This window comes from Hymenobacter aquaticus, assembly GCF_004765605.1.
Classification (GTDB): domain Bacteria; phylum Bacteroidota; class Bacteroidia; order Cytophagales; family Hymenobacteraceae; genus Hymenobacter; species Hymenobacter aquaticus.
The window spans coordinates 953,453-974,893 of sequence record NZ_SRLC01000002.1; the positions used below are offsets into that span (position 1 = coordinate 953,453).

General features: G+C 54.6%; 35 protein-coding genes. All 35 read left to right on the top strand.

Annotated features, from left to right (window positions below; all coding sequences use genetic code 11):
- Positions 1-100 precede the first annotated feature (100 nt).
- The 35 genes from E5K00_RS16700 to rplQ all read left to right on the top strand — a co-directional run bounded on the left by E5K00_RS16700 (position 101) and on the right by rplQ (position 21,249).
- The gene (locus tag E5K00_RS16700) at positions 101-433 is read left to right on the top strand and encodes a DUF3467 domain-containing protein (protein WP_135464440.1); all 333 of its coding nucleotides are present in this window, start codon (positions 101-103) and stop codon (positions 431-433) included.
- Positions 434-723: 290 nt separating this feature from the next.
- A complete protein-coding gene (gene rpsL, locus E5K00_RS16705; protein WP_100337276.1) occupies positions 724-1,152 on the top strand; it encodes a 30S ribosomal protein S12 in 429 nt (142 codons plus the stop codon).
- 86 nt (positions 1,153-1,238) lie between these two features.
- Positions 1,239-1,706, top strand: a complete 468-nt coding sequence (rpsG, locus tag E5K00_RS16710) for a 30S ribosomal protein S7 (RefSeq protein WP_100337277.1) — start codon at positions 1,239-1,241, stop codon at positions 1,704-1,706.
- 97 nt (positions 1,707-1,803) lie between these two features.
- Positions 1,804-3,948, top strand: coding sequence for an elongation factor G (gene fusA, locus E5K00_RS16715; protein WP_135464441.1), 2,145 nt, complete (start codon positions 1,804-1,806; stop codon positions 3,946-3,948).
- Positions 3,949-3,968: 20 nt separating this feature from the next.
- Positions 3,969-4,274, top strand: a complete 306-nt coding sequence (gene rpsJ / locus E5K00_RS16720) for a 30S ribosomal protein S10 (protein ID WP_022822123.1) — start codon at positions 3,969-3,971, stop codon at positions 4,272-4,274.
- A 187-nt stretch (positions 4,275-4,461) separates the two neighbouring features.
- Positions 4,462-5,703, top strand: coding sequence for an O-antigen ligase family protein (locus E5K00_RS16725; RefSeq protein ID WP_167856928.1), 1,242 nt, complete (start codon positions 4,462-4,464; stop codon positions 5,701-5,703).
- 285 nt (positions 5,704-5,988) lie between these two features.
- A complete protein-coding gene (gene rplC / locus E5K00_RS16730) occupies positions 5,989-6,609 on the top strand; it encodes a 50S ribosomal protein L3 (protein ID WP_135464443.1) in 621 nt (206 codons plus the stop codon).
- Between the two features lie 6 nt (positions 6,610-6,615).
- The gene (rplD, locus tag E5K00_RS16735) at positions 6,616-7,254 is read left to right on the top strand and encodes a 50S ribosomal protein L4 (RefSeq protein WP_100337281.1); all 639 of its coding nucleotides are present in this window, start codon (positions 6,616-6,618) and stop codon (positions 7,252-7,254) included.
- Complete coding sequence (gene rplW, locus E5K00_RS16740; protein ID WP_100337282.1) at positions 7,254-7,541, top strand: 50S ribosomal protein L23; 288 nt, start codon at positions 7,254-7,256, stop codon at positions 7,539-7,541. Before rplD ends, rplW begins: the two co-directional genes overlap by 1 nt.
- Positions 7,542-7,578: 37 nt before the next feature.
- Positions 7,579-8,406: a 50S ribosomal protein L2 gene (gene rplB / locus E5K00_RS16745; RefSeq protein WP_135464444.1), complete on the top strand. Its 828-nt coding sequence runs from the start codon at positions 7,579-7,581 to the stop codon at positions 8,404-8,406.
- 3 nt (positions 8,407-8,409) lie between these two features.
- Entirely contained in the window at positions 8,410-8,688 is a 279-nt protein-coding gene (gene rpsS, locus E5K00_RS16750; protein ID WP_044515463.1) for a 30S ribosomal protein S19, read from the top strand.
- 1 nt (position 8,689) lies between these two features.
- Complete coding sequence (gene rplV, locus E5K00_RS16755) at positions 8,690-9,175, top strand: 50S ribosomal protein L22 (RefSeq protein WP_100337284.1); 486 nt, start codon at positions 8,690-8,692, stop codon at positions 9,173-9,175.
- A 5-nt stretch (positions 9,176-9,180) separates the two neighbouring features.
- Entirely contained in the window at positions 9,181-10,071 is an 891-nt protein-coding gene (gene rpsC / locus E5K00_RS16760) for a 30S ribosomal protein S3 (RefSeq protein ID WP_100337285.1), read from the top strand.
- Between the two features lie 37 nt (positions 10,072-10,108).
- Positions 10,109-10,534 (top strand): 50S ribosomal protein L16, encoded by a 426-nt coding sequence (rplP, locus tag E5K00_RS16765; RefSeq protein ID WP_135464445.1) that lies wholly within the window; start codon positions 10,109-10,111, stop codon positions 10,532-10,534.
- 1 nt (position 10,535) lies between these two features.
- Complete coding sequence (gene rpmC / locus E5K00_RS16770) at positions 10,536-10,748, top strand: 50S ribosomal protein L29 (RefSeq protein ID WP_135464446.1); 213 nt, start codon at positions 10,536-10,538, stop codon at positions 10,746-10,748.
- A 2-nt stretch (positions 10,749-10,750) separates the two neighbouring features.
- Positions 10,751-11,041 (top strand): 30S ribosomal protein S17, encoded by a 291-nt coding sequence (gene rpsQ, locus E5K00_RS16775; RefSeq protein WP_100337288.1) that lies wholly within the window; start codon positions 10,751-10,753, stop codon positions 11,039-11,041.
- A gap of 1 nt (position 11,042) precedes the next feature.
- Positions 11,043-11,411: a 50S ribosomal protein L14 gene (rplN, locus tag E5K00_RS16780; RefSeq protein WP_100337289.1), complete on the top strand. Its 369-nt coding sequence runs from the start codon at positions 11,043-11,045 to the stop codon at positions 11,409-11,411.
- Between the two features lie 4 nt (positions 11,412-11,415).
- Positions 11,416-11,679 carry a 50S ribosomal protein L24 gene (rplX, locus tag E5K00_RS16785; protein WP_100337290.1) on the top strand — a complete coding sequence of 88 codons (264 nt, stop codon included), beginning with the start codon at positions 11,416-11,418 and terminating at the stop codon, positions 11,677-11,679.
- A gap of 15 nt (positions 11,680-11,694) precedes the next feature.
- Positions 11,695-12,255 carry a 50S ribosomal protein L5 gene (gene rplE, locus E5K00_RS16790; RefSeq protein ID WP_100337291.1) on the top strand — a complete coding sequence of 187 codons (561 nt, stop codon included), beginning with the start codon at positions 11,695-11,697 and terminating at the stop codon, positions 12,253-12,255.
- Positions 12,248-12,517 (top strand): 30S ribosomal protein S14, encoded by a 270-nt coding sequence (gene rpsN, locus E5K00_RS16795; protein WP_135464447.1) that lies wholly within the window; start codon positions 12,248-12,250, stop codon positions 12,515-12,517. The genes rplE and rpsN overlap by 8 nt, the downstream gene beginning before the upstream one ends.
- Positions 12,518-12,703: 186 nt before the next feature.
- Positions 12,704-13,102, top strand: a complete 399-nt coding sequence (rpsH, locus tag E5K00_RS16800; protein WP_100337293.1) for a 30S ribosomal protein S8 — start codon at positions 12,704-12,706, stop codon at positions 13,100-13,102.
- An 18-nt stretch (positions 13,103-13,120) separates the two neighbouring features.
- On the top strand, positions 13,121-13,675 hold the full coding sequence (gene rplF / locus E5K00_RS16805; RefSeq protein ID WP_135464448.1) for a 50S ribosomal protein L6: 555 nt from the start codon (positions 13,121-13,123) through the stop codon (positions 13,673-13,675).
- A gap of 9 nt (positions 13,676-13,684) precedes the next feature.
- A complete protein-coding gene (gene rplR, locus E5K00_RS16810; protein ID WP_100337295.1) occupies positions 13,685-14,035 on the top strand; it encodes a 50S ribosomal protein L18 in 351 nt (116 codons plus the stop codon).
- A 6-nt stretch (positions 14,036-14,041) separates the two neighbouring features.
- Positions 14,042-14,638 (top strand): 30S ribosomal protein S5, encoded by a 597-nt coding sequence (gene rpsE, locus E5K00_RS16815; RefSeq protein WP_226181890.1) that lies wholly within the window; start codon positions 14,042-14,044, stop codon positions 14,636-14,638.
- Between the two features lie 6 nt (positions 14,639-14,644).
- Positions 14,645-14,824: a 50S ribosomal protein L30 gene (rpmD, locus tag E5K00_RS16820; RefSeq protein WP_100337296.1), complete on the top strand. Its 180-nt coding sequence runs from the start codon at positions 14,645-14,647 to the stop codon at positions 14,822-14,824.
- A 13-nt stretch (positions 14,825-14,837) separates the two neighbouring features.
- Positions 14,838-15,284 carry a 50S ribosomal protein L15 gene (rplO, locus tag E5K00_RS16825; protein ID WP_135464449.1) on the top strand — a complete coding sequence of 149 codons (447 nt, stop codon included), beginning with the start codon at positions 14,838-14,840 and terminating at the stop codon, positions 15,282-15,284.
- A gap of 13 nt (positions 15,285-15,297) precedes the next feature.
- Complete coding sequence (gene secY, locus E5K00_RS16830; protein ID WP_135464450.1) at positions 15,298-16,620, top strand: preprotein translocase subunit SecY; 1,323 nt, start codon at positions 15,298-15,300, stop codon at positions 16,618-16,620.
- A gap of 7 nt (positions 16,621-16,627) precedes the next feature.
- Entirely contained in the window at positions 16,628-17,398 is a 771-nt protein-coding gene (map, locus tag E5K00_RS16835; RefSeq protein ID WP_135464451.1) for a type I methionyl aminopeptidase, read from the top strand.
- Between the two features lie 4 nt (positions 17,399-17,402).
- Positions 17,403-17,621 (top strand): translation initiation factor IF-1, encoded by a 219-nt coding sequence (infA, locus tag E5K00_RS16840; protein ID WP_086592757.1) that lies wholly within the window; start codon positions 17,403-17,405, stop codon positions 17,619-17,621.
- A gap of 9 nt (positions 17,622-17,630) precedes the next feature.
- Complete coding sequence (gene rpmJ / locus E5K00_RS16845; protein WP_046246595.1) at positions 17,631-17,747, top strand: 50S ribosomal protein L36; 117 nt, start codon at positions 17,631-17,633, stop codon at positions 17,745-17,747.
- 26 nt (positions 17,748-17,773) lie between these two features.
- Positions 17,774-18,151: a 30S ribosomal protein S13 gene (gene rpsM / locus E5K00_RS16850; RefSeq protein WP_135464452.1), complete on the top strand. Its 378-nt coding sequence runs from the start codon at positions 17,774-17,776 to the stop codon at positions 18,149-18,151.
- Positions 18,152-18,227: 76 nt separating this feature from the next.
- Entirely contained in the window at positions 18,228-18,620 is a 393-nt protein-coding gene (gene rpsK / locus E5K00_RS16855; protein ID WP_100337301.1) for a 30S ribosomal protein S11, read from the top strand.
- Positions 18,621-18,750: 130 nt separating this feature from the next.
- Complete coding sequence (rpsD, locus tag E5K00_RS16860; RefSeq protein WP_135464453.1) at positions 18,751-19,356, top strand: 30S ribosomal protein S4; 606 nt, start codon at positions 18,751-18,753, stop codon at positions 19,354-19,356.
- 70 nt (positions 19,357-19,426) lie between these two features.
- Positions 19,427-20,416, top strand: coding sequence for a DNA-directed RNA polymerase subunit alpha (locus E5K00_RS16865; protein ID WP_135464454.1), 990 nt, complete (start codon positions 19,427-19,429; stop codon positions 20,414-20,416).
- Positions 20,417-20,664: 248 nt separating this feature from the next.
- Positions 20,665-21,249, top strand: coding sequence for a 50S ribosomal protein L17 (rplQ, locus tag E5K00_RS16870; protein WP_135464455.1), 585 nt, complete (start codon positions 20,665-20,667; stop codon positions 21,247-21,249).
- Positions 21,250-21,441: the final 192 nt, after the last annotated feature.

Consider the following 21,441-nt stretch of genomic DNA (forward strand, 5'->3'; position numbering starts at 1 on the left):
ATACTGGAAAAGCCGGCCCGAGAAATCGGGTCGGCTTTTTCTTTTTAGTAGCTTTCCTATCGTAAGTGGGGTAGCCCCTTAATCAGAACCATCCAATTGTATGAACGAACCCCAGGAAATTCCCGGACCTCAGGACCCCAATGCCATCAACATCGAACTCTCCGAAGCCATAGCCGAGGGCGAGTACGCCAACCTGGCCATGATAGCGCACAGCAGCAGCGAGTTTGTCATCGACTTCATCCGCTTGATGCCCGGCGTGCCCAAAGCCAAGGTGAAAGCCCGCATCATCGTCACGCCCGAGCACGCCAAGCGGCTGCTCTCGGCCCTAGCCGATAACGTGGAGCGCTTCGAGCAGACATTTGGGCCCATTAAGATGCAGGCCGACATGCCCAGCTACCCGATGGGCTTCGGTGGTACCATGGGAGAGGCCTAATACCTCGGAATAATACAGTGACTGAAGCGGCTTTTATCGAGAAGATAGAAGCCGCTTCTTCGTTGAATACCAAAAGGCAGGCGAGTACACCCGTAGCATTAAGGTCTTGATAGAAAACTGGCGCGAACAGGGCAAGCGGAACGGTAAAGCAGTAGAAAAGGGCCTCCCTGACCGATACAGGCGACTCTAAAACAAACTATTTCAACCTGTTTGCTATTTCGAAGCAACTTTTATACCTTTGCAAGCCTAATTTTTTGGGAGAGAACCCTCCTTGACAAACCATTCCGTAGATGCCTACCATTAACCAATTAGTACGAAAAGGCCGCGAGAAGCTGACGACGAAGTCGAAGTCGCCGGCTCTTGACTCGTGCCCGCAGCGCCGTGGCGTTTGCACCCGGGTGTACACCACCACGCCGAAGAAGCCGAACTCGGCTATGCGTAAGGTTGCCCGTGTGCGCCTCACCAACGGCAAAGAAGTTAACGCCTACATCCCTGGTGAAGGCCACAACCTGCAGGAGCACAGCATCGTGCTGATCCGTGGTGGCCGGGTGAAAGACCTTCCCGGTGTACGTTACCACATCATCCGTGGCGCCCTTGATACTGCCGGTGTAAACGGCCGTACCCAGCGTCGTTCGAAGTATGGCGCCAAGCGTCCCAAGCCAGGTCAGCCTGCTGCTACGGGCAAAGGCGGCAAACCAGCACCCGGCAAGAAAAAGTAATTGAATAGGAGTGGAGTAGCGCGCTGTGTCGGATAGCACATGGTTCTTATCCCACTTCCCGCTACACCCCGCTCATATCTAAACTCATGAGAAAGTCAAAACCAAAGAAGCGCATCCTGCTTCCCGATCCTAAGTACAAGGAGACCTTGGTAACTCGTTTCGTCAACTACATGATGTATGACGGAAAGAAGAACCTGGCCTACACCATTTTCTACGATGCCTGCGAACTGGTTGAGCAGCGCACCAAGGAAAACGGCCTGGAAATGTGGCGTAAAGCCCTGAACAACGTGATGCCCACCGTTGAAGTAAAGAGCCGCCGCGTAGGGGGTGCTACCTTCCAGGTGCCGATCGAAGTTCGCCCCGACCGTCGTATCTCGGTAGGTGCCAAGTGGATGATTCAGTACGCTCGTCGTCGTGGTGAAAAGACCATGAAGGACAAGCTGGCTGGCGAAATCATTGCTGCTGCTAAAGGGGAAGGTGCTTCCGTGAAAAAGAAGGACGACACCCACCGCATGGCGGAAGCCAACAAGGCCTTCTCGCACTTCCGCTTCTAAGTAAGCGAATGAGCGAATGAGTGAATGAGCGGCTTTTCCCTGGGAACTATCTGCTCACTTCACTCATTCGCTTATTCACTCATCCACAGAAAAGACAATGGCTGTTAATAAAGACCTGCAATATCTCCGGAACATCGGGATTATGGCGCACATCGACGCCGGTAAGACCACGACTTCGGAGCGCATTCTCTACTACACCGGTAAAACCCACAAAATCGGGGAAGTGCACGAAGGTGCCGCCACGATGGACTGGATGGAGCAGGAGCAGGAGCGCGGTATCACCATCACTTCGGCTGCTACCACCACGTTCTGGAACTACCCCACCGATGCGAACGGTGACCCAACCCCCGACACCAAGCAGTACAAGATCAACCTCATCGATACCCCCGGCCACGTTGACTTCACGGTAGAAGTTGAACGCTCGCTGCGCGTACTCGATGGTGCCGTTGCGCTGTTCTGCGCCGTATCGGGCGTGGAGCCCCAGTCGGAAACCGTATGGCGTCAGGCTGACAAGTACAAGGTGCCCCGCATCTGCTTCGTCAACAAGATGGACCGTGCCGGTGCTGACTTCTTCAAGGCGGTTAGCGAAATCAAAGACAAGCTGGGCGCTAACCCCGTGCCGCTGCAAATCCCCATCGGCGCCGAAGACACCTTCAAAGGTGTAGTCGACCTGCTGACGGGTAAGGCAATCGTATGGGACGATGCTACCCAGGGCAAGTCGTACCACGAAATCCCCGTTCCCGAGGATCTGGTGGAGACCGTAGCCGAGTGGCGTCAGAAACTGGTAGAAAGCGTTGCCGAATACGACGACGCCCTGCTGGAGAAATTCTTCGACGATCCGGACAGCATCACCCGCGACGAAATGATGGTTGTTATCCGCAAAGCGGTTATCGACATGAAGTTCTCGCCCGTAATGTGCGGCTCCGCGTTCAAAAACAAAGGTGTTCAGTCGATGCTGGACGGCGTAATGGCTTACCTGCCTTCGCCGCTCGACATGCCGGCCATCGTGGGTACCAACCCCGAAACCGGCGAGGAGATTGAGCGTCACCCCGACAACAGCGAGCCTTTCACCGCTCTGGCCTTCAAGATTGCCACCGACCCCTTCGTAGGTCGCCTGTGCTTCTTCCGCTGCTACAGCGGCGTGCTGGACGCTGGTTCGTACGTGCACAACAACCGCACGAACAAGAAAGAGCGGATCTCGCGTCTGATGCAGATGCACTCCAACAAGCAGAACCCGATTGACAAAATTCAGGCGGGTGACATTGCTGCGGGTGTTGGCTTCAAAGACATCAAAACCGGCGACACGCTGACCGATGAGAAGTCGCGCGTGGTACTGGAGTCGATGTCGTTCCCCGAGCCCGTTATCGGCTACGCCATTGAGCCCAAAACTCAGGCCGACGTGGATAAAATGGGTATGGCTATTGCCAAACTCGTGGAAGAAGACCCCACGCTGGTGGTTCAGACCGACCCCGAAACCGGCCAGACCGTGTTGAAAGGGATGGGTGAGCTTCACCTTGAAATCATCATCGACCGGATGCGTCGGGAGTTCAAGGTTGAAATCAACCAGGGTGCTCCGCAGGTTGCCTACAAAGAGATTCTGACCAAGTCCGTGGAACACCGCGAGACGTACAAGAAGCAGACGGGTGGCCGTGGTAAATTCGGTGATATCGTATTCGAACTCGGTCCGAAACTGACCGATCCGGAGAAACCCGGTCTGGAGTTCGTCAACGACATCACGGGTGGTGTTATCCCTCGCGAATTCATCGCGCCGGTTCAGAAAGGTTTCGAAGAAGCCATGAAGAACGGTCCGCTGGCTGGTTTCCCCATCGAAGGCATGCGCGTGCGTCTGTTCTACGGTTCTTACCACGACGTTGACTCGGACGCGCTGTCGTTCGAACTCGCCGCCCGTGGTGGTTTCCGCGAAGCAGGCCGTCAGGCTGGCCCCAAACTGCTCGAGCCCATCATGGCGGTTGAAGTGGTTTCGCCCGACGAGTACACGGGTTCCGTAACCGGTGACCTGAACCGTCGTCGTGGTATCATGAAAGGCATGGATACCAAAGGTGGCGCCAACGTTATCAAGGCTGACGTTCCGCTGTCGGAGCTGTTCGGCTACGTAACGACGCTGCGTACGATTTCGTCGGGCCGCGCTTCGGCGTCGCTCACGTTCTCGCACTACGACCAGGTTCCCCAGAACCTCGCCGAGGGCATCATCGCCAAGCAAAAGGGTAACGCCATTCGCTAATCCGCTTCCACATTACAGACATGAACCAGAAAATTCGCATTAAACTCAAATCCTACGACCACAACCTGGTGGACAAATCGTCGGAGAAGATTGTGAAGGCGGTGAAGGCTACGGGCGCTATCGTAAGCGGTCCAATTCCATTGCCGACCGACAAGGAAAAATTCACCGTTCTTCGTTCGCCCCACGTGAACAAGAAGTCGCGTGAGCAGTTCCAGCTCTGCACCTACAAGCGCCTCGTAGATATCTACTCGACTTCGTCGAAGACGGTAGATGCCCTGATGAAGCTTGAGCTGCCCAGCGGCGTTGACGTTGAAATCAAAGTCTGAGGACCGGTTTCACTGACTAATTAGGACAAACACCCCATCAGTTTTCGGACTGGTGGGGTGTTTTCTTATATATACTAGCCAACTTGCACCGTCGAGTTGGGCTCTGCTCTTAACCAAAGCCTAACTCTGCCCAACCCACGTCGAACGATTCAGTATGCATGCAATCCTGACAATACCACGCCTGCTTATGGCCGCAACGGTATTCTGCTCTTTTATTATCGTGGGATTGTTTATTGCTGACTTCTTCCGCATTCTGCCCAGCATTGGGATTATCGGCGTTACGCTCACTGCTATTGTCTATGCCCTTCTGCACCGCCCCACCGAAGGCCGCCGGAACGACTGGCGGGTGTATGCCGCTTTGGGGTGTGTCTTCCTGATTCACCTGGCGGCCGGGCTCAACACGTCTTCGGTTAACCTGGGTAAGTATGGCCAGGACGTCGTGCTGCAGTCGCCTTTCCTGTTGCTGCCCTTATCCTTCTGGCTGCTGCCAGGCTTGCCGGCGCATTACCTGAGAAATCTTTGGCAGCTCTTCATTGGCTGCGTGTTGGTGGCTGCTCTGGCCGCAACGGGGAATTACCTGCTGCACCCGGCCGAGATTAACGAAATGTACCTGCACTCGAAGATTATGCCGACCGAGCCCGACCATATCCGGTTTAGCCTGATGGTCACGCTGGCCACGGCCGCTGCCCTAATTCTGCTGATGTTTGATACCCACCTTGGCAAGTACCGCCGCTGGGCACTGGTAGCCGCCGTGGGGTTGCTGGCTCTTTTTCAACATCTGCTGGCGGTGCGTAGCGGGCTTGTCACCTTCTATGCCGTGGGTATCCTCATGCTTGGCTGGCTGGTAATCCGGGCCAGGCAGTATCGGGGGGCAGTGCTTCTGGCTGCCGCCCTGCTAGTGCTGCCAGTGGTGAGCTACGTCAGCTTCCCGACGTTTCGCAACAAGTTCTCCAATACTCAGGAAGACCTGAGTAAGGTGAGCAGTACGGCTGCGGCCAATGATTATTCCCTGGTGGCGCGGGTCTATTCCTATAAAGTGGCGGCCAAGCTGGTAAAAGAGAATCCGTTATTCGGCGTCGGCAAAGCGGATATGGAAGAGGAGCTGGCCCGGCATTACCAGCGCGACTATCCCAGCATCCGGGCCGAGTCCTACATTCAACCGCATAATCAGTTTATCTACCTGGCGGTGGCCTTTGGCCTGATAGGCGTGCTGGTGTTTACCCTTTGCTTCTATTACCCGCTGCTGTGGACCTGGCCCCGGTTTGCGCCATTGGTGGTTATTCAGTACGTCGTCGTTTCCCTCTCCTTTCTGGTCGAGTACACTTTGGAAACCCAGATTGGTCTGACCTATGCGCTCTTCTTCATTCTACTCGGCCTCAATGGCCTGATGCCGGCGCGTACTGCAGACCGAAGCTGGCGGCCCGTTTAAAATAGGGGAGGAGCCGGCTTATTGTACTTTTTAGGCCTTTCTCGTTTCGGAGCTTCGTGCTGTTGGCTGCCAAGGCTTGTCACGAAGGACAGGGAGCATTCCGGCCGCCCGGGCGAAGGCTCTGAGAATGAGAGAATAGGCGGCTGGGAAAGCCAACTGCGTGATTCTGAAAATATTTCGGAACGGGGTTGGATTATGCCCTAACTATTTGCTAGCTTTGCACTCCCATTCCGAAAACGCCATTTGGGCGTTTTCTCATTGCGTCTTTTCATAAAATCTAACAGAATGCCTGGCATCATCGGTAAAAAAATCGGTATGACAAGCCTCTTCACTCCGGACGGGAAAAACATTCCCTGCACGCTCATCGAGGCGGGTCCGTGCGTAGTGACGCAGGTTAAGACAGTCGCTAACGACGGGTACACCGCCGTTCAGATCGGCTACGGCGAGAAAAAAGCGAAGAACACGACCAAAGCTTTGGCTGGTCACTTCGCTAAAGCCGGTACCACCCCCAAGAAAAAGCTGGTTGAATTCCGCCTCGACGCGGAATCGACGTACGCTGCAGGCGCCACCATCGACGCGAGCCTCTTCGAAGAAGGCGAGTTCGTTGACGTAGTTGGCACCTCGAAAGGTAAAGGTTTCCAGGGCGTTGTAAAGCGCTACAACTTTGCCGGTGTAGGCGGGCAGACCCACGGTCAGCACAACCGTCTGCGTCACCCTGGTTCTATCGGTGCTTGCTCCTGGCCTTCGCGCGTATTCAAAGGAATGCGCATGGGTGGCCGCATGGGCAACGACCGGGTGAAAGTGCAGAACCTGAAAGTGATGCGCGTAGTAGCCGACAAGAACCTGATTCTGGTGAGCGGCTCTATTCCCGGTGCCAAGAACTCTTACGTGGTCCTGGAAAAATAACGCAAGATGGAACTGTCAGTATATAACATCAAAGGTGAGGACACCGGCCGCAAGGTTACTCTGTCCGACGCCATCTTCGGCCTCACGCCGAACGAGCACGTGATGTATCTCGACGTGAAGCAGTACTTGGCCAACCAGCGCCAGGGCACGCACAAGTCGAAGCAGCGCAACGAGGTGCACGGCACCACGAAGAAGCTCAAGAAACAAAAAGGTACGGGCGGTGCCCGCGCCGGCAGCATGAAGTCGCCAGTTTTCGTTGGTGGTGGCCGCGTATTCGGTCCCGAGCCCCGCGACTACGGCTTCAAGCTGAACAAAAAGACCAAGCGTCTGGCCCGTCTGTCCGCTCTGTCGGTACTGGCCCAGGATGGCAAGGTTGCTCTGGTGGAGAACATCTCGCTGAGCGCTCCTAAAACGAAAGATTTCCTCTCGATCTTGAACGGTCTGAAGCTCAACAACGGCAAGAAAACCTTGTTCGTTGCCGCTGAAGCCGACAAGAACGTGCTGCTCTCGGCCCGTAACATTCAGCGCGTGAAGGTAGCTACCCCCGTAGCCCTGAACACCCACGACCTGCTGAACACGGACACCCTGCTGCTGTCGGAAGACGGGTTGAAATCCTTGGAACAACTCTATACTACCGCTGAGTAATGAGCACGCTGAAGAAACCTATCGTGACCGAGAAGGCCACGGCCCTGAACGAGAAAGGTCAGTACGCTTTCGAAGTAGAGCGCACCGCCAACAAGGTTCAGATCAAAAAGGAAATCGAGGCTCTGTACGGGGTAACGGTAACGGGCATTAGCACGATCCGCACCAACGGCAAGCTGAAGTCGAAATTCACCAAGGGTGGCTCCGTTTCGGGCCGTCGCCCCCACGGAAAGAAGGCTATTGTAACCGTGAAAGAAGGCGACGTAATCGACTTCTACAACGGTATCTAAGGTCGGGTAACCGACGAAACGCGCATTTTAAGATAAAATGGCACTCAAAAAACTAAGACCAACATCACCGGGTCAGCGCTTCCGCATCGCACCCGCGTTCGACGAGATTACGACGTCGACGCCGGAGAAGTCGCTGTTGGCACCCCTGAAAAAATCCGGTGGCCGGAATGAATCCGGAAAAATGACCAACCGCTACATCGGCGGTGGTCACAAGCAGAAGTATCGGGTAATCGACTTCAAGCGCGACAAGGCTGGTGTTCCGGCTACCGTCAAGACGATTGAATACGATCCGAACCGCACTGCCCGCATCGCTCTGCTGAGCTACGCCGACGGCGAAAAGCGCTACATCATCGCGCCCGCCGGTCTGGCTGTAGGTACGGTAGTTGTGTCGGGCCCCGGTGTAGCTCCTGAAGTTGGCAACGCTCTGTCCCTGCGCGAAATTCCGCTGGGTACGATCGTACACAACATCGAGCTGATGCCCGGTGGCGGTGCTTCTATCGCGCGCTCGGCTGGCACTTACGCCCAGCTGGTTGCTCGCGAAGAGAAATACGCAACCCTGAAATTGCCTTCCGGCGAAATGCGCATGGTCCTGGTTACCTGCATGGCTACGGTTGGTACGGTTTCGAACGGTGACCACATGAACGTACGTCTCGGCAAAGCCGGTCGTAACCGTTGGTTGGGTCGTCGCCCACGTGTTCGTGGTGTTGCCATGAACCCCGTGGATCACCCCATGGGTGGTGGTGAAGGTCGTTCGTCGGGTGGTCACCCACGCAGCCGCAACGGTATCTTCGCTAAGGGTCAGAAGACCCGCAACAAGAACAAGTACTCCGAGCAGCTCATCGTTAACCGTAAAGGCAAGAAGTAACCAATGGCACGTTCGCTAAAAAAAGGGCCGTACATTGACTTCCGGCTCGAGAAGAAAGTCACGGCAATGGAAGATTCCGGCAAAAAGTCGGTGGTGAAGACCTGGTCGCGCCGCTCGATGATTTCGCCTGACTTCGTAGGCCACACCTTCGCCGTGCACAACGGCAATAAGTTCATCCCGGTGTATGTAACGGAGAACATGGTAGGTCACAAACTCGGTGAGTTTGCCCCGACCCGTAACTTCCGTGGCCACATCGCCAAGAAAGATAAAGGCAAGCGCTAATATGGAAGCTACCGCTAAACTCCGTAACGTGCCTACCTCGCCTCGCAAGATGCGCATGGTAGCCAACCTGGTACGTGGTCAGAAAGTGACCCGCGCTCTGGGCTTGCTGAAGTTCGAAGCTAACTCGGGCGCTGAGAAAATCGAGAAACTGCTCCTGTCGGCTTTGGCCAACTGGCAGCAGAAGAACGAGGACGAGCGTATCGAAGATGCCAACCTCTACATCAAAGAGATTTTCGTTGATGAAGGTCGTCAGCTGAAGCGTCTGCGTCCCGCCCCTCAGGGTCGTGGTCACCGCATCCGCAAGCGTAGCAACCACGTGACGCTGACCATCGACACCAAAGTAGAAGCACTTGGAAGCAAGGCTGCCGTAAAGCAGGCTGCTGAAACCAAACCTGCTACTGACGCTGTTGCTGAGGCTCCGAAGAAAACTACTCGTCGTAGCTCGGCTAAGAAATCCAACGAAACCTCGGCTGAAGCCACCGCATAAGCACTATGGGACAGAAAGTAAATCCGGTTGGCTTCCGTCTGGGCGTCATCAAAGGGTGGGACTCGAACTGGTATGGCGGCAAGGACTTTGCCGACAAGCTGGTTGAGGACGAAAAAATCCGCAAATACGTACTCGCTCGTATTCCGAAAGGTGGCATCAGCCGCATCGTAATCGAGCGTACCCTGAAGCGTATCACCATCACCATTAACACGGCTCGTCCGGGTGTGGTAATCGGTAAAGGCGGTCAGGAAGTTGACAAGATCAAGGACGAGCTGAAGCAGATCACCAGCAAGGACGTTCAGATCAATATCTTCGAAATTAAGCGCCCCGAACTCGACGCGAAACTGGTAGGTGAGAGCATTGCTCAGCAGCTGCAGGCTCGTATCTCGTTCCGTCGCGCCATGAAGATGTCTATCCAGGCTGCTATGCGTGTTGGTGCCGAAGGCATCAAGATTCAGTGCGGTGGCCGTTTGGGTGGCGCCGAAATTGCTCGTTCCGAGCAGTACAAAGAAGGCCGTACCCCGCTGCACACCCTGCGCGCCGACATCGATTATGCTTTGTCGGAAGCTCAGACCGTGTATGGCAAGATCGGCATCAAGGTGTGGATCATGCGTGGTGAGGTATTCGGCAAGCCCGACTTGTCGCCGAACCAGCAGCCGGCCAACCAAGGCAACGACACCCGTGGCGGCGGCAACGACCGTGGCCCCCGTGGTGAGCGTGGCGACCGTGGCGGCGACCGTGGCCCGCGTCGGGACCGGAACGACCGTGGCGGTGACAACCGTGGCGGTGGCCAGGGTGGTGATAACCGTGGCGGCCAGGGCGGCGGCCAGCGTCGTGGCGGTGGAGCACCCGGTGGTGCCAACCGTGGCGGCGGTCAGGGCGGCCCACGTCGCTAGTCCTTTTCTCTTTCAAGAATTTCAATTTCGATAACTCATGTTACAACCGAAAAGGACCAAGTATCGCAAGATGCAAAAGGGTCGCGTAACAGGCCTGGCCTACCGCGGCAGCTCCATAGACTTCGGTTCCTTCGCTATCAAGTCGTTGGAAGTGGCTTGGATTACGGCTCGCCAGATTGAGGCTGCTCGTATCGCCATGACCCGCGCCATGAAGCGTGAAGGTCAAGTATGGATCCGTATTTTCCCCGATAAGCCAATTACCAAGAAGCCCGCTGAGGTTCGGATGGGTAAGGGTAAGGGTAGCCCCGAATATTGGGTGGCCTGCGTGAAGCCCGGCACCATCATGTTCGAATCGGACGGCGTGCCGCTGGAAGTGGCTCAGGAATCCCTGCGTTTAGCTGCGCAGAAGCTGCCAGTGAGAACTAAGTTTGTTGTTCGTCGCGACTACGAAGAGAACAAGTAAGATGAAGAACGCAGAAATCCAAGCCCTTTCGCTAGAAGCGCTGAAGGAGCAAATCAAGACTGAACAAGCCAGCGGCCAGGCATTGCGTTTCGCGCACGCCATTTCGCCCCTGGAAAACCCAGTTCGCCTGAAGCACAGCCGCCGTACCGTAGCTCGTCTGAAGACTGAGTTGACCCGTCGCGAAAACGAGCAGGCAAACCAAACTGCTAAATAACGATGGCAAGCAACGAAGAACAGCAGGTAGCAACCGCCGAAGAGCGGAACCTGCGGAAAGAAATCATCGGGCGCGTTTCCTCGACCAAAATGGACAAGTCCATCACGGTTGTGGTAGAAAGCAAAATGAAGCACCCGATCTACGGTAAGTTCGTTACTAAGTCGACCAAGTTCATGGCTCACGACGAGAATAACGAATGCGGCGAAGGGGATACGGTTCGCATCATGTCGACCCGCCCCTTGAGCAAGAACAAGCGCTGGAGATTGGTAGAAATTCTAGAACGCGCCAAGTAAGATGATACAGCAAGAATCCCGTCTGACCGTCGCTGATAACAGCGGCGCCAAAGAAGTTCTCTGCATCCGTGTCCTCGGTGGCACGGGCAAGAAATACGCCAGCGTAGGCGACAAGATCGTCGTTTCGATCAAGTCGGCTCTGCCCTCCGGCAACGCTAAGAAAGGCACTGTGTCGAAAGCAGTAGTTGTTCGCACCAAGAAGGAAGTACGCCGCAAAGACGGTTCGTACATCCGCTTCGACGACAACGCCGCCGTTCTGCTCAACAACAACGACGAGCCCCGCGGTACCCGTATCTTCGGCCCCGTAGCCCGCGAGTTGCGTGAGCGTCAGTTCATGAAAATTGTTTCACTAGCTCCTGAAGTTCTCTAAGCATATGGCAACGAAGACGAAAGCTCAGCCCGTGAAACTGCACGTGAAAACCGGTGATACCGTCTTGGTAATTGCTGGTGATGAGCGTGGCAAGACCGGCGTTATCAAGTCGGTAAACCGTTCGACGCAGCGCGTTATCGTGGAAGGCCTGAACCTGGTGACCAAGCACAACAAACCCAGTGCTAAAAACCCGCAAGGGGGTATCACCAAGATCGAAGCTCCGATCCACGTATCTAACGTGAAGGCAGTTGAATCGAAAAACGCCTAACCCGGTACGACGACAATGGCCCGACTGAAAGATATATATCAAAAAGAAGTAGTACCCGCGCTCCAGGAGAAATTCCAGTTCAAGAGCATCATGCAGGTACCACGCATCACCAAGATCTGCATCAACCGCGGTATTGGTTCGGCAGTAGCCGACAAGAAGCTGGTTGACAATGGTGTAGACGAGCTGACGACCATCACCGGTCAGAAAGCCGTTGCTACCATTGCTAAGCGTTCGGTGTCGAACTTCAAACTCCGTGAAGGCATGCCCATCGGCGCCCGCGTTACCCTGCGCGGCGAGCAGATGTACGAGTTCATGGACCGTTTGCTGACGGTTGCTCTCCCCCGGGTGCGCGACTTCAAAGGCATCAACGACAAAGGCTTTGACGGCCGGGGTAACTATACCCTCGGTATCAAGGAGCAGATCATTTTCCCCGAAATTTCGATCGACAAGATCAAGTCAATCTCGGGTATGGACATTACCTTCGTAACGACCGCCGAGAACGACGAGCAGAGCTATGAGCTCCTCAAAGCTTTCGGAATGCCGTTCGCTAACGCCAAGAAACAGAACAATGGCTAAGGAATCCGTCAAAGCAAGAGAAAGAAAGCGCATCGCTACGGTAGAACGTTACGCTGAGAAGCGTAAGGCTCTGAAAGCCGCCGGCGACTACGAAGGCTTGGACAAGTTGCCCCGCAACGCCTCGCCCGTACGCGTACACAACCGGGATAAAATTAACGGTCGTCCTCGTGGTTACATGCGTAAGTTCGGCATCAGCCGCGTTACGTTCCGCGAAATGGCGCTGGCTGGTAAGATCCCCGGCGTAACGAAGTCGAGCTGGTAACACAGCTTGGGTCTTACTCATCCTAAGACCGTGATATTTGGCAGGTTGCCGAAAGAAACCATTGGCCGAGCCTCAGTAAGTCGAGCCAAGTAGTCTTAACCGAAAATTTCGTCGCCACTTTCAAATGGCGGCGAAATTTTCATATCTTTGCGGCTCCCTAAAAAACGGGCTGCTCTCATCTACACAATGAATACAGATCCAATTGCCGACTTCCTGACCCGGGTGCGCAATGCCATCAAGGCAAACCACCGGGTAGTTGAAATTCCGGCCAGCAACATCAAGAAGGAAATCACGAAAGTGCTTTACCACAAGGGCTACATTCAGAGCTACCGCTTTGATGACTCTTCGGTACAGGGCACCATCAAGATTGCCTTGAAGTACAACCCCACTACGAAGCAGCCTGCTATCACCAAACTGGAGCGCATCAGCACTCCCGGTCTGCGTCAGTACGCTCACGTGGAGAACATGCCGCGCGTACTCAGCGGCTTGGGCATTGCTATCCTGTCGACTTCGAAAGGGGTAATGACGGAGAAAGAGGCGAAAGCCCAGAACGTGGGTGGTGAAGTATTGTGCCACGTTTACTAATCGAGGAGAAACGAGACTATGTCACGCATTGGTAAACTGCCGATCAGCCTGCCTTCGGGCGTTCAGGTTGAAGTAAGCAACGAAAACACCGTTACGGTGAAGGGCCCGAAAGGCACCCTGACGACCCCGGTTGACCGCGACATTACCCTTACCCAAGCCGATGGCCAGCTGGTTGTTGAGCGTCCTACCGAGCAAAAGCGCCACAAGGCCATGCACGGTTTGTACCGCTCGCTGATCAACAACATGGTCAACGGTGTAAGCAACGGTTTTGAGCTGAAGCTGGAGCTGGTAGGTGTAGGTTACAAAGCAGCAATGGCCGGTACTACGCTGGAATTGTCGCTGGGTTACTCGCACAATATCTTCCTGTCCTTGCCCAAAGAAGTTACCGCTACGGCCGTAACCGAAAAAGGCAAGAACCCCATCGTTACGCTGAACAGCATTGACAATCAACTGCTGGGTCAGGTAGCTGCTAAGATTCGCTCGCTGCGCAAAGTTGAGCCTTACAAAGGCAAAGGCGTGCGCTTCGTGGGTGAGCAAATTCGTCGTAAGGCTGGTAAAACGGCTTCGAAATAATTTCGCATCATGGCTTTCGATAAAGCAACTAGAAGAAAACGGATCCAGCGCATCATCCGCACTAAGGTGGCTGGCACGTCCGAGCGTCCACGTTTGTCAGTGTTCCGCAGCAATACGGGCATCTATGCTCAGATTATTGACGACACCACTGGCCGTACGTTGGCGGCTGCTTCCTCGAAGCACGTTTCGGTGGAAGAGGGCAACGGAGTCGCCCTGGCTGCCGCAGTAGGCAAAGAACTTGCCTCCCGTGCTCAGGAAAAAGGAATTTCGAAAGTGGTATTTGACCGTTCGGGTTACCTCTACCACGGCCGCGTAAAATCATTGGCAGAAGGAGCCCGCGAAGGCGGCCTCAATTTCTAAATCATCATGGCAGAATTCAACAACAACCCCCGTGGTGGTGGCAATGACCGTGGCGGTAATGACCGTCGGGGTGGTGGCAATGACCGTGGTGGCAACCGCGACCAGGCGCCCCGCGCCGGCGAATCCGATCTGAAAGAGAAGGTAGTCGCTATCAACCGCGTTGCCAAAGTAGTAAAAGGTGGTCGTCGCTTCAGCTTCTCGGCCATCGTAGTAGTGGGTGACGGCAACGGCACCGTAGGCTACGGCCTCGGCAAAGCCAACGAAGTTACCGACGCTATTGCCAAAGGCATCGACGACGCTAAAAAGAACCTGGTGAAAGTGCCGCTGTATAAGCACACCGTTCCCCACGTGATGGAAGGCAAGTATTCCGGTGGTTTCGTACTGGTGCAGCCCGCCGCGGCTGGTACTGGCGTAATTGCTGGTGGTGCTATGCGTGCCGTGTTCGAAAGCGCCGGCATCAAGGACGTACTGGCTAAGTCGAAAGGTTCTTCGAACCCCCACAACGTAGTTAAGGCAACCTTCGACGCTCTGCTGAAGATGCGCGACCCGATGCAGATTGCTCAACAGCGTGGTATCACTCTGGCCCAAGTTTTTAACGGTTAAGCAGCGATGGCGCAGATCCAAATCAAACTCGTGAAAAGCGTTATTGACCGCCCTGAGCGTCAAAAGCGTACCGTTAAGGCCCTGGGCCTCGGTAAAATTGGTAGCACGAAGGCCGTAGAAAACACGCCCCAGGTTGCCGGTATGGTAGCCGCTGTGCAGCACCTCTTGGAAGTAACTGAACTCTAGGATTCCCCTCGATATGAATCTCAGCAATCTATCACCCGCCGTAGGCTCAACGCGCAACAACAAGCGTCTTGGCCGTGGTACGGGTTCCGGCCGCGGCGGCACGTCGACGCGTGGTCACAAAGGTCAAAAGTCTCGTTCGGGTTACTCCAAGAAGTCTGGCTTCGAAGGTGGCCAGATGCCCCTGCAGCGTCGTGTTCCGAAGTTCGGCTTCAAGAACATCAACCGCGTGGAGTACAAAGGCATCAACCTGGATGCTTTGACCAGCCTCAACGAAAAGAACAGCACTTCCACCATGGACGTTGCTTACTTCGTGTCGGCCGGCCTGGTGTCGAAAAACGCCAAAATCAAAATTCTGGGTCGTGGTGAAGTTACCACTGCTCTGGAAGTACATGCCCACGCATTCTCGAAATCGGCTGTTGAAGCCATCGAGAAGGCTGGTGGTAAAGCTGTGACGCTGTAAAGTCTTATCGGCGATGAAAAAGTTTATCGAAACGATAAAGAACATTTTTGCGATTGAAGATCTGCGTACGCGGATCTTCAATACGCTTTTTTTCATTGCCATCTATCGGCTGGGTTCCTACGTGGTACTCCCCGGCGTCGACCCCGCTCGTTTGAAGCAGGGTGGTGCGGAAGGCCTGTTCGGCATCCTGGATACGCTGCTTGGCGGCGCGTTCAGCCATGCTTCGATCTTTGCCTTGGGTATCATGCCGTACATCTCGGCTTCCATCGTATTGCAGCTGCTGACCATCGCAGTGCCTTACTTCCAGAAGCTGCAGAAGGAAGGTGAATCGGGTCGTAAGAAGATTAACCAGTACACCCGGATTCTGACGATTCCGATTGTAATGGCTCAATCTGTCGGCTTTATCGCAACAATTAATGCCGAGGCCATTATTGCGCCCGGCCCGTTCTTTACTTTCTCCACGATGCTCATCATTACGGCCGGAACGCTGTTCTGCATGTGGCTAGGGGAGAAGATTACTGATAAAGGTATCGGCAACGGTATTTCCATGATCATTATGATCGGGATTGTATCGCGCTTCCCAGGTGCCATTATCGGTGAGGCAGCAGCTAAAGGCATGCGCGGTTCGCTGATCTTCCTGATTGAGCTGGTTGTGTTGTTCTTAGTAGTAATGGCCGTAATCGTGCTGACGCAGGCTGTTCGCCGGATTCCGGTGCAGTACGCTAAGCAGGTAGGTGGCACTACGCAGCTGAATGCCCAGCGTCAGTTTATTCCGCTGAAAGTAAACGCGGCCGGTGTTATGCCCATCATCTTCGCTCAGTCGCTGATGTTTGTGCCTGCCATTGTTGCCTCGGTATGGCAAAACGATAGTGATACCGCCAGCTATATCGGTCAGAAGTTTTCTGACTATACTTCCTGGCAGTACAACCTGGTTTTCGCCACGCTGATTATCGTCTTCACGTACTTCTACACGGCCATCAGCGTCAACCCCAACCAGATTGCGGATGACCTGAAGCGCAGTGGTGGTTTCGTACCCGGCGTAAAACCCGGCCGCGATACCTCGGAGCACATCGATGAGATTCTGACGCACATCACCTTGCCCGGTGCCATTGTTCTGGCTCTGATTGCCATCTTCCCCGCGCTGGCTTTGCTGGCTGGCGTAACGCGTCCGTTTTCGGCTTTCTATGGCGGTACTTCCCTGATCATCATGGTTGGTGTGGTACTGGATACCCTGAATCAAGTGGAAAGCTACCTCCTCATGCGTCATTACGACGGCATGATGAAGACGGGCAAGCTGCGTGGTCGTTCTACCCAGAACGTAGCGCTAGCATCCTAATTTGGTCATGATCATCTACAAGACCGAAGAAGAAATTGAACTCATCCGGGCCAGCGCGAAAGTGCTGGCTCAAGCCCACGGAGAGGTTGCGGGCATGATAAAGGAAGGAGTTACGACGCGTGCCCTCGACCAGCGCGCGGAAGAATTCATCCGGGACCATGGCGGACAGCCCTCCTTCAAAGGGTATAATGGTTTTGAATACAGTCTCTGCATCTCGCCTAACGCAGTCGTGGTGCATGGTTTTCCGAGTGACTATCAGCTCAAGAGCGGAGATGTTGTATCGGTAGACTGCGGAGTCTTGTTGAACGGCTACCACGCCGATAGTGCTTACACCTACCCAGTAGGGGAGGTGGCACCAGAAGTGCTCAAGCTTCTGGAGGAAACCAAAAAGTCGCTGTACCTAGGCATTGACCAGGCAGTGGCGGGTAACCGTATGGGCGACTTGGGTTACGCCATTCAGAACCACGTTGAAAAGCAGGGTTATGGAGTAGTGCGGGAACTTGTTGGCCACGGAATTGGTCAGAAGCTCCACGAGCGGCCAGAAGTACCTAACTACGGTAAGCGTGGGGCGGGACTGAAGCTGCAAGAGGGCTTGGTGCTAGCCATTGAGCCCATGGTGAATCTGGGAACGAAGAGCGTAATTCAGGAGAAGGATGGCTGGACTATCCGAACCAAGGATTTCAAACCTTCGGCGCACTTTGAGCACACGGTCGTCGTACGAAAAGACAAAGCGGAGATTCTCACTTCCTTTGAATACATAGAAAAAGCCTTACAGTAGCCTTATGGCCAAACAATCCTCCATTGAACAGGACGGAGTCATTCTGGAAGCCCTTTCAAACGCCATGTTCCGCGTGGAATTGGAAAACGGTCACCAGCTCGTTGCTCACATTTCGGGCAAAATGCGAATGCACTACATCAAAATCCTGCCGGGCGATAAGGTGAAGCTGGAAATGTCCCCTTACGACTTGTCGAAGGGCCGAATTGTTTACCGTTACAAATAACCCGACGACATGAAAGTCAAAACCTCGGTCAAGAAACGCAGTGTTGACTGTAAGCTGGTTCGCCGCAACGGCAAGCTGTACGTCATCAACAAAAAGAACCCCCGCTTCAAACAGCGTCAGGGTTAGTAGCACCAGACTTTTTAAGAAAGCAAATGGCTCGTATTGCAGGGGTAGACATCCCGGACAACAAGCGCGGTGAAATCGCGCTGACCTACATTTTCGGCATCGGCCGTCCTTCCGCACAGAAAATCTTGAACCAGGCCGGTATCGACCTGAACAAGAAAGTAAAGGATTGGACGGAAGCAGAAGCTGGCGAAATCCGCAGCATCATTGCTGCCGAAATTAAGACTGAAGGTGTTCTGCGCTCGGAAGTGCAGCTGAACATCAAGCGTCTGATGGACATCGGTTGCTACCGGGGTCTGCGTCACCGCAAAGGTCTGCCAGTTCGTGGTCAGCGTACCAAGAACAACTCGCGCACGCGCAAAGGCAAACGGAAGACCGTTGCCAACAAGAAAAAAGCTACTAAATAAATTGTAGCGGGAATCGAAGCCGGTTCAGGACTCTGAACCGGCTTCAACACCTTCCGCAGTTTTTTGCGATAACCAAATGGCACAAAAGAGAAAAGACAAAGCCAAAAAGCGCGTTGTCGTTGTTGAGCAGGTTGGCCAGATTCACATCAAGGCTTCCTTCAACAACATCATCATCTCCATCACCAACAACAATGGCCAGGTAATTTCCTGGGCATCGGCTGGTAAGATGGGTTTCAAAGGTTCTAAGAAGAACACGCCCTACGCTGCCCAGATGGCAGCTACGGATTGCGCCAAAGTGGCCCACGACCTGGGCATGCGCAAAGCCGAAGTATTCGTGAAAGGTCCGGGCGCTGGCCGTGAGTCGGCTATCCGCACCCTCCAGAACGTGGGCATTGAGGTAACCACCATCCGCGACGTGACCCCGCTGCCCCACAACGGCTGCCGTCCTCCTAAGCGTCGTCGCGTCTGATATACTGAACTCGCGAACCATCCGGTTCGCCCCTGTGTCGGGTTTCCGATCCGGCTTGCCCTGCGGGTGAGCCGCATCCGAGGAGCCCGACACGCGTGGTTCAACCCCTGCAAAACTCAAATACCCCGAAATGGCACGTTATACTGGTCCTAAAACCAAGATTGCCCGTCGCTTCGCAGAGCCAATCTTCGGCCCAAGCAAGGCACTCAACAAAAAGAACTACCCTCCTGGCCAGCACGGCCGTGGCCGCCGCAAGAAGCAGTCGGAATACGCGGTGCAGTTGATGGAGAAGCAGAAAGTGAAGTACATGTACGGTGTACTGGAGAAGCAATTCGAAAACCTGTTCCACAAAGCAGCTACGCTGCCCGGCATCACCGGCGACAACCTGCTGGCGCTGCTCGAGTCGCGTCTGGACAACACGGTGTACCGTTTTGGCATTGCTCCGACCCGTCGCGCCGCTCGTCAGCTCGTTCTGCACAAGCACATCACGGTGAACGGTGAAGTAGTAAACATCGCCTCGTACAAGCTCCGCGCTGGTGACGTAGTAGGTGTTCGCGAAAAGTCGAAGTCTCTGGAGGCCATCACTACCAGCCTGAGCGCCCGCAACGCGCGTGCTTTCTCGTGGCTGGAGTGGGACGGCAAGGAATTGGTGGGCAAGTTCCTGAACGCCCCCTCGCGTGACCTGATTCCGGAGAAAATCACGGAGCAGCTCATCGTCGAGCTTTACTCGAAGTAATTTGTGGAACCCGGCTTATGGTCGGGTTCTTACTTCGTTTTTTCCTTGTTGTATTTTTAAAGCCCCACTTATGTCAATCTTAGCTTTTCAAATGCCGGAGAAAGTAGTAATGGAGAAATCCGACGACTTCTACGGAACATTTGAATTTAAACCGCTGGAGAAAGGCTACGGCGTCACGATCGGCAACGCACTGCGCCGCATCCTGCTGTCGTCGCTGGAGGGCTATGCCATCACGTCGGTCCGCACTTCCAGTGTGCTGCACGAGTTCATGACGATTGAAGGCGTGATTGAGGACATGTCCGAAATCATTCTGAACCTGAAGCAGGTTCGCTTCAAGAAAGTGAGCGACGCCATCGAGGACAAAATCACGGTTCGTATTAAGGGCCAAGAGACGTTCACGGCTGGTGACATCAATAAATTCTCGACCGGCTTCGAGGTGCTCAACACAGATATGGTTATCTGCAACGTTGATCCTTCGGTAGAGCTGGAATTCGAGTTTACGATTCAGAAAGGCCGCGGCTACGTGCCCGCCGAAGAGAATCGTCCTGCCGACCAGGTATTCGGGCAAATTGCCATCGACGCCATCTTCACGCCCATCAAGAACGTGAAGTACAGCATCGAGAACACCCGCGTAGAGCAGAAAACCGACTATGAGAAGCTCCTCATCGAGATTCAGACGGACGGTTCGATTCATCCGGAGGATGCACTGAAAGGTGCCGCCAACATTCTGATTCAGCACTTCATGCTGTTCTCGGACAACACCATGACCTTCGAAACGGCCAAGGCCGAGGAAGAAGAAACGGTAGACGAAGAGACGCTGCACATGCGCAAAGTTCTGAAGACGCCCCTGGCGGATATGGACCTGAGCGTGCGTGCGTACAACTGCCTCAAGGCCGCCGACATCAAGACGCTCGGCGAACTGGTGCAGCTGGATATGAGCGACATGATGAAGTTCCGCAACTTCGGTAAGAAGTCGCTGACCGAACTCGAAAATCTCGTGGAGGAAAAAGGTCTGACCTTCGGGATGGACCTGGGCAAGTACCGCCTCGACGAAGACTAGCCTTTTTAATGTGCTAATGTGGAAAATGTGGGTAATGTGCTAATGTGAGTTAGCCGAGCATCCACCGCCACATTAGCACATTTTGCTTGTCTGCTAACTAGCAGAGCCGCACATTTTCACATTAGCACATTTCTTTTTCACTAGTGTGCCCGAGGTAGGATGGTTCTAATGAGGCCGCCTAACTTACTGGCAGCCCGCCGTGGTCATCCTACGCAAGCACACGCATTCCTGCTGAGAAGCACAACACAATGAGACACGGTAAGAAAATCAACCACCTCGGTCGTACCACCTCCCACCGCAATGCGATGCTGTCGAACATGGCTTCGTCGCTGATCATGCACAAGCGCCTGACCACCACGGTGGCCAAAGCCAAAGCCCTGCGCAAGTTCGTAGAGCCCCTGCTGACCAAGTCGAAGAGCGACACCACGCACTCGCGTCGTACCGTATTCGCTACGCTGCAGAACAAGGAGTCGATCAAGGAGCTGTACGACTCGGTAGCCGCTAAAATTGCTACCCGTCCCGGTGGTTACACCCGCATCATCAAGCTGAGCGACAACCGTCTGGGCGACAACGCCGAGGTGTGCATCATCGAGCTGGTGGATTACAACGAAACCCTGCTGGAAGCCAAGAACGCCGGCGAAGCCAAGGCTACTACTCGTCGTTCGCGCGGCAAGAAGAAGTCGGCTGACGCTGCTGCTCCCGCCGCTGAAGCTACTACCGCCGCTCCGGCTGCCGTGGTAAGCGAAGAGGCTGCCGCTGCTACGGACGCTCCCACGGAAACGCTGAAAGAAGGCGAAACCCGCGACGAGAAGACCGAAGAAGCTGCTTCGTAGTTTTCGAGCAACTAGAATAGAGAAAAGGGACGTGCCGCCAGGTACGTCCCTTTTTTTGCCTTCAGGCATTCGTAAAGTCAGCGGCATAGCGCAAGAGGCAGCGCGGATAGATAGGAGGGTACGTAGTGAATTTCTTACCTTTCGGCCCCGCAGCCGGAAGTGGGGCCTGCCAGGTTCGGCGGCTGCGGTACC

What these genes read in the sequence shown, in the direction of transcription:
- fusA (WP_135464441.1), top strand. Translation starts at nt 1,804, where the DNA reads ATGGCTGTTAATAAAGACCTGCAATATCTCCGGAACATCGGGATTATG.
- rpmJ (WP_046246595.1), top strand. Translation starts at nt 17,631, where the DNA reads ATGAAAGTCAAAACCTCGGTCAAGAAACGCAGTGTTGACTGTAAGCTG.
- rpsM (WP_135464452.1), top strand. Translation starts at nt 17,774, where the DNA reads ATGGCTCGTATTGCAGGGGTAGACATCCCGGACAACAAGCGCGGTGAA.
- rplD (WP_100337281.1), top strand. Translation starts at nt 6,616, where the DNA reads ATGGAACTGTCAGTATATAACATCAAAGGTGAGGACACCGGCCGCAAG.
- rpsL (WP_100337276.1), top strand. Translation starts at nt 724, where the DNA reads ATGCCTACCATTAACCAATTAGTACGAAAAGGCCGCGAGAAGCTGACG.
- E5K00_RS16725 (WP_167856928.1), top strand. Translation starts at nt 4,462, where the DNA reads ATGGCCGCAACGGTATTCTGCTCTTTTATTATCGTGGGATTGTTTATT.
- infA (WP_086592757.1), top strand. Translation starts at nt 17,403, where the DNA reads ATGGCCAAACAATCCTCCATTGAACAGGACGGAGTCATTCTGGAAGCC.
- rplF (WP_135464448.1), top strand. Translation starts at nt 13,121, where the DNA reads ATGTCACGCATTGGTAAACTGCCGATCAGCCTGCCTTCGGGCGTTCAG.
- rpsG (WP_100337277.1), top strand. Translation starts at nt 1,239, where the DNA reads ATGAGAAAGTCAAAACCAAAGAAGCGCATCCTGCTTCCCGATCCTAAG.
- rpsS (WP_044515463.1), top strand. Translation starts at nt 8,410, where the DNA reads ATGGCACGTTCGCTAAAAAAAGGGCCGTACATTGACTTCCGGCTCGAG.
- rplQ (WP_135464455.1), top strand. Translation starts at nt 20,665, where the DNA reads ATGAGACACGGTAAGAAAATCAACCACCTCGGTCGTACCACCTCCCAC.
- rplR (WP_100337295.1), top strand. Translation starts at nt 13,685, where the DNA reads ATGGCTTTCGATAAAGCAACTAGAAGAAAACGGATCCAGCGCATCATC.
- rpsC (WP_100337285.1), top strand. Translation starts at nt 9,181, where the DNA reads ATGGGACAGAAAGTAAATCCGGTTGGCTTCCGTCTGGGCGTCATCAAA.
- rpsN (WP_135464447.1), top strand. Translation starts at nt 12,248, where the DNA reads ATGGCTAAGGAATCCGTCAAAGCAAGAGAAAGAAAGCGCATCGCTACG.
- rplP (WP_135464445.1), top strand. Translation starts at nt 10,109, where the DNA reads ATGTTACAACCGAAAAGGACCAAGTATCGCAAGATGCAAAAGGGTCGC.
- rpsE (WP_226181890.1), top strand. Translation starts at nt 14,042, where the DNA reads ATGGCAGAATTCAACAACAACCCCCGTGGTGGTGGCAATGACCGTGGC.
- map (WP_135464451.1), top strand. Translation starts at nt 16,628, where the DNA reads ATGATCATCTACAAGACCGAAGAAGAAATTGAACTCATCCGGGCCAGC.
- rplC (WP_135464443.1), top strand. Translation starts at nt 5,989, where the DNA reads ATGCCTGGCATCATCGGTAAAAAAATCGGTATGACAAGCCTCTTCACT.
- rpmC (WP_135464446.1), top strand. Translation starts at nt 10,536, where the DNA reads ATGAAGAACGCAGAAATCCAAGCCCTTTCGCTAGAAGCGCTGAAGGAG.
- rpsD (WP_135464453.1), top strand. Translation starts at nt 18,751, where the DNA reads ATGGCACGTTATACTGGTCCTAAAACCAAGATTGCCCGTCGCTTCGCA.
- rplW (WP_100337282.1), top strand. Translation starts at nt 7,254, where the DNA reads ATGAGCACGCTGAAGAAACCTATCGTGACCGAGAAGGCCACGGCCCTG.
- E5K00_RS16700 (WP_135464440.1), top strand. Translation starts at nt 101, where the DNA reads ATGAACGAACCCCAGGAAATTCCCGGACCTCAGGACCCCAATGCCATC.
- rplO (WP_135464449.1), top strand. Translation starts at nt 14,838, where the DNA reads ATGAATCTCAGCAATCTATCACCCGCCGTAGGCTCAACGCGCAACAAC.
- rpsH (WP_100337293.1), top strand. Translation starts at nt 12,704, where the DNA reads ATGAATACAGATCCAATTGCCGACTTCCTGACCCGGGTGCGCAATGCC.
- rplB (WP_135464444.1), top strand. Translation starts at nt 7,579, where the DNA reads ATGGCACTCAAAAAACTAAGACCAACATCACCGGGTCAGCGCTTCCGC.
- rpsQ (WP_100337288.1), top strand. Translation starts at nt 10,751, where the DNA reads ATGGCAAGCAACGAAGAACAGCAGGTAGCAACCGCCGAAGAGCGGAAC.
- rpmD (WP_100337296.1), top strand. Translation starts at nt 14,645, where the DNA reads ATGGCGCAGATCCAAATCAAACTCGTGAAAAGCGTTATTGACCGCCCT.
- rplX (WP_100337290.1), top strand. Translation starts at nt 11,416, where the DNA reads ATGGCAACGAAGACGAAAGCTCAGCCCGTGAAACTGCACGTGAAAACC.
- E5K00_RS16865 (WP_135464454.1), top strand. Translation starts at nt 19,427, where the DNA reads ATGTCAATCTTAGCTTTTCAAATGCCGGAGAAAGTAGTAATGGAGAAA.
- rplV (WP_100337284.1), top strand. Translation starts at nt 8,690, where the DNA reads ATGGAAGCTACCGCTAAACTCCGTAACGTGCCTACCTCGCCTCGCAAG.
- secY (WP_135464450.1), top strand. Translation starts at nt 15,298, where the DNA reads ATGAAAAAGTTTATCGAAACGATAAAGAACATTTTTGCGATTGAAGAT.
- rpsK (WP_100337301.1), top strand. Translation starts at nt 18,228, where the DNA reads ATGGCACAAAAGAGAAAAGACAAAGCCAAAAAGCGCGTTGTCGTTGTT.
- rplE (WP_100337291.1), top strand. Translation starts at nt 11,695, where the DNA reads ATGGCCCGACTGAAAGATATATATCAAAAAGAAGTAGTACCCGCGCTC.
- rpsJ (WP_022822123.1), top strand. Translation starts at nt 3,969, where the DNA reads ATGAACCAGAAAATTCGCATTAAACTCAAATCCTACGACCACAACCTG.
- rplN (WP_100337289.1), top strand. Translation starts at nt 11,043, where the DNA reads ATGATACAGCAAGAATCCCGTCTGACCGTCGCTGATAACAGCGGCGCC.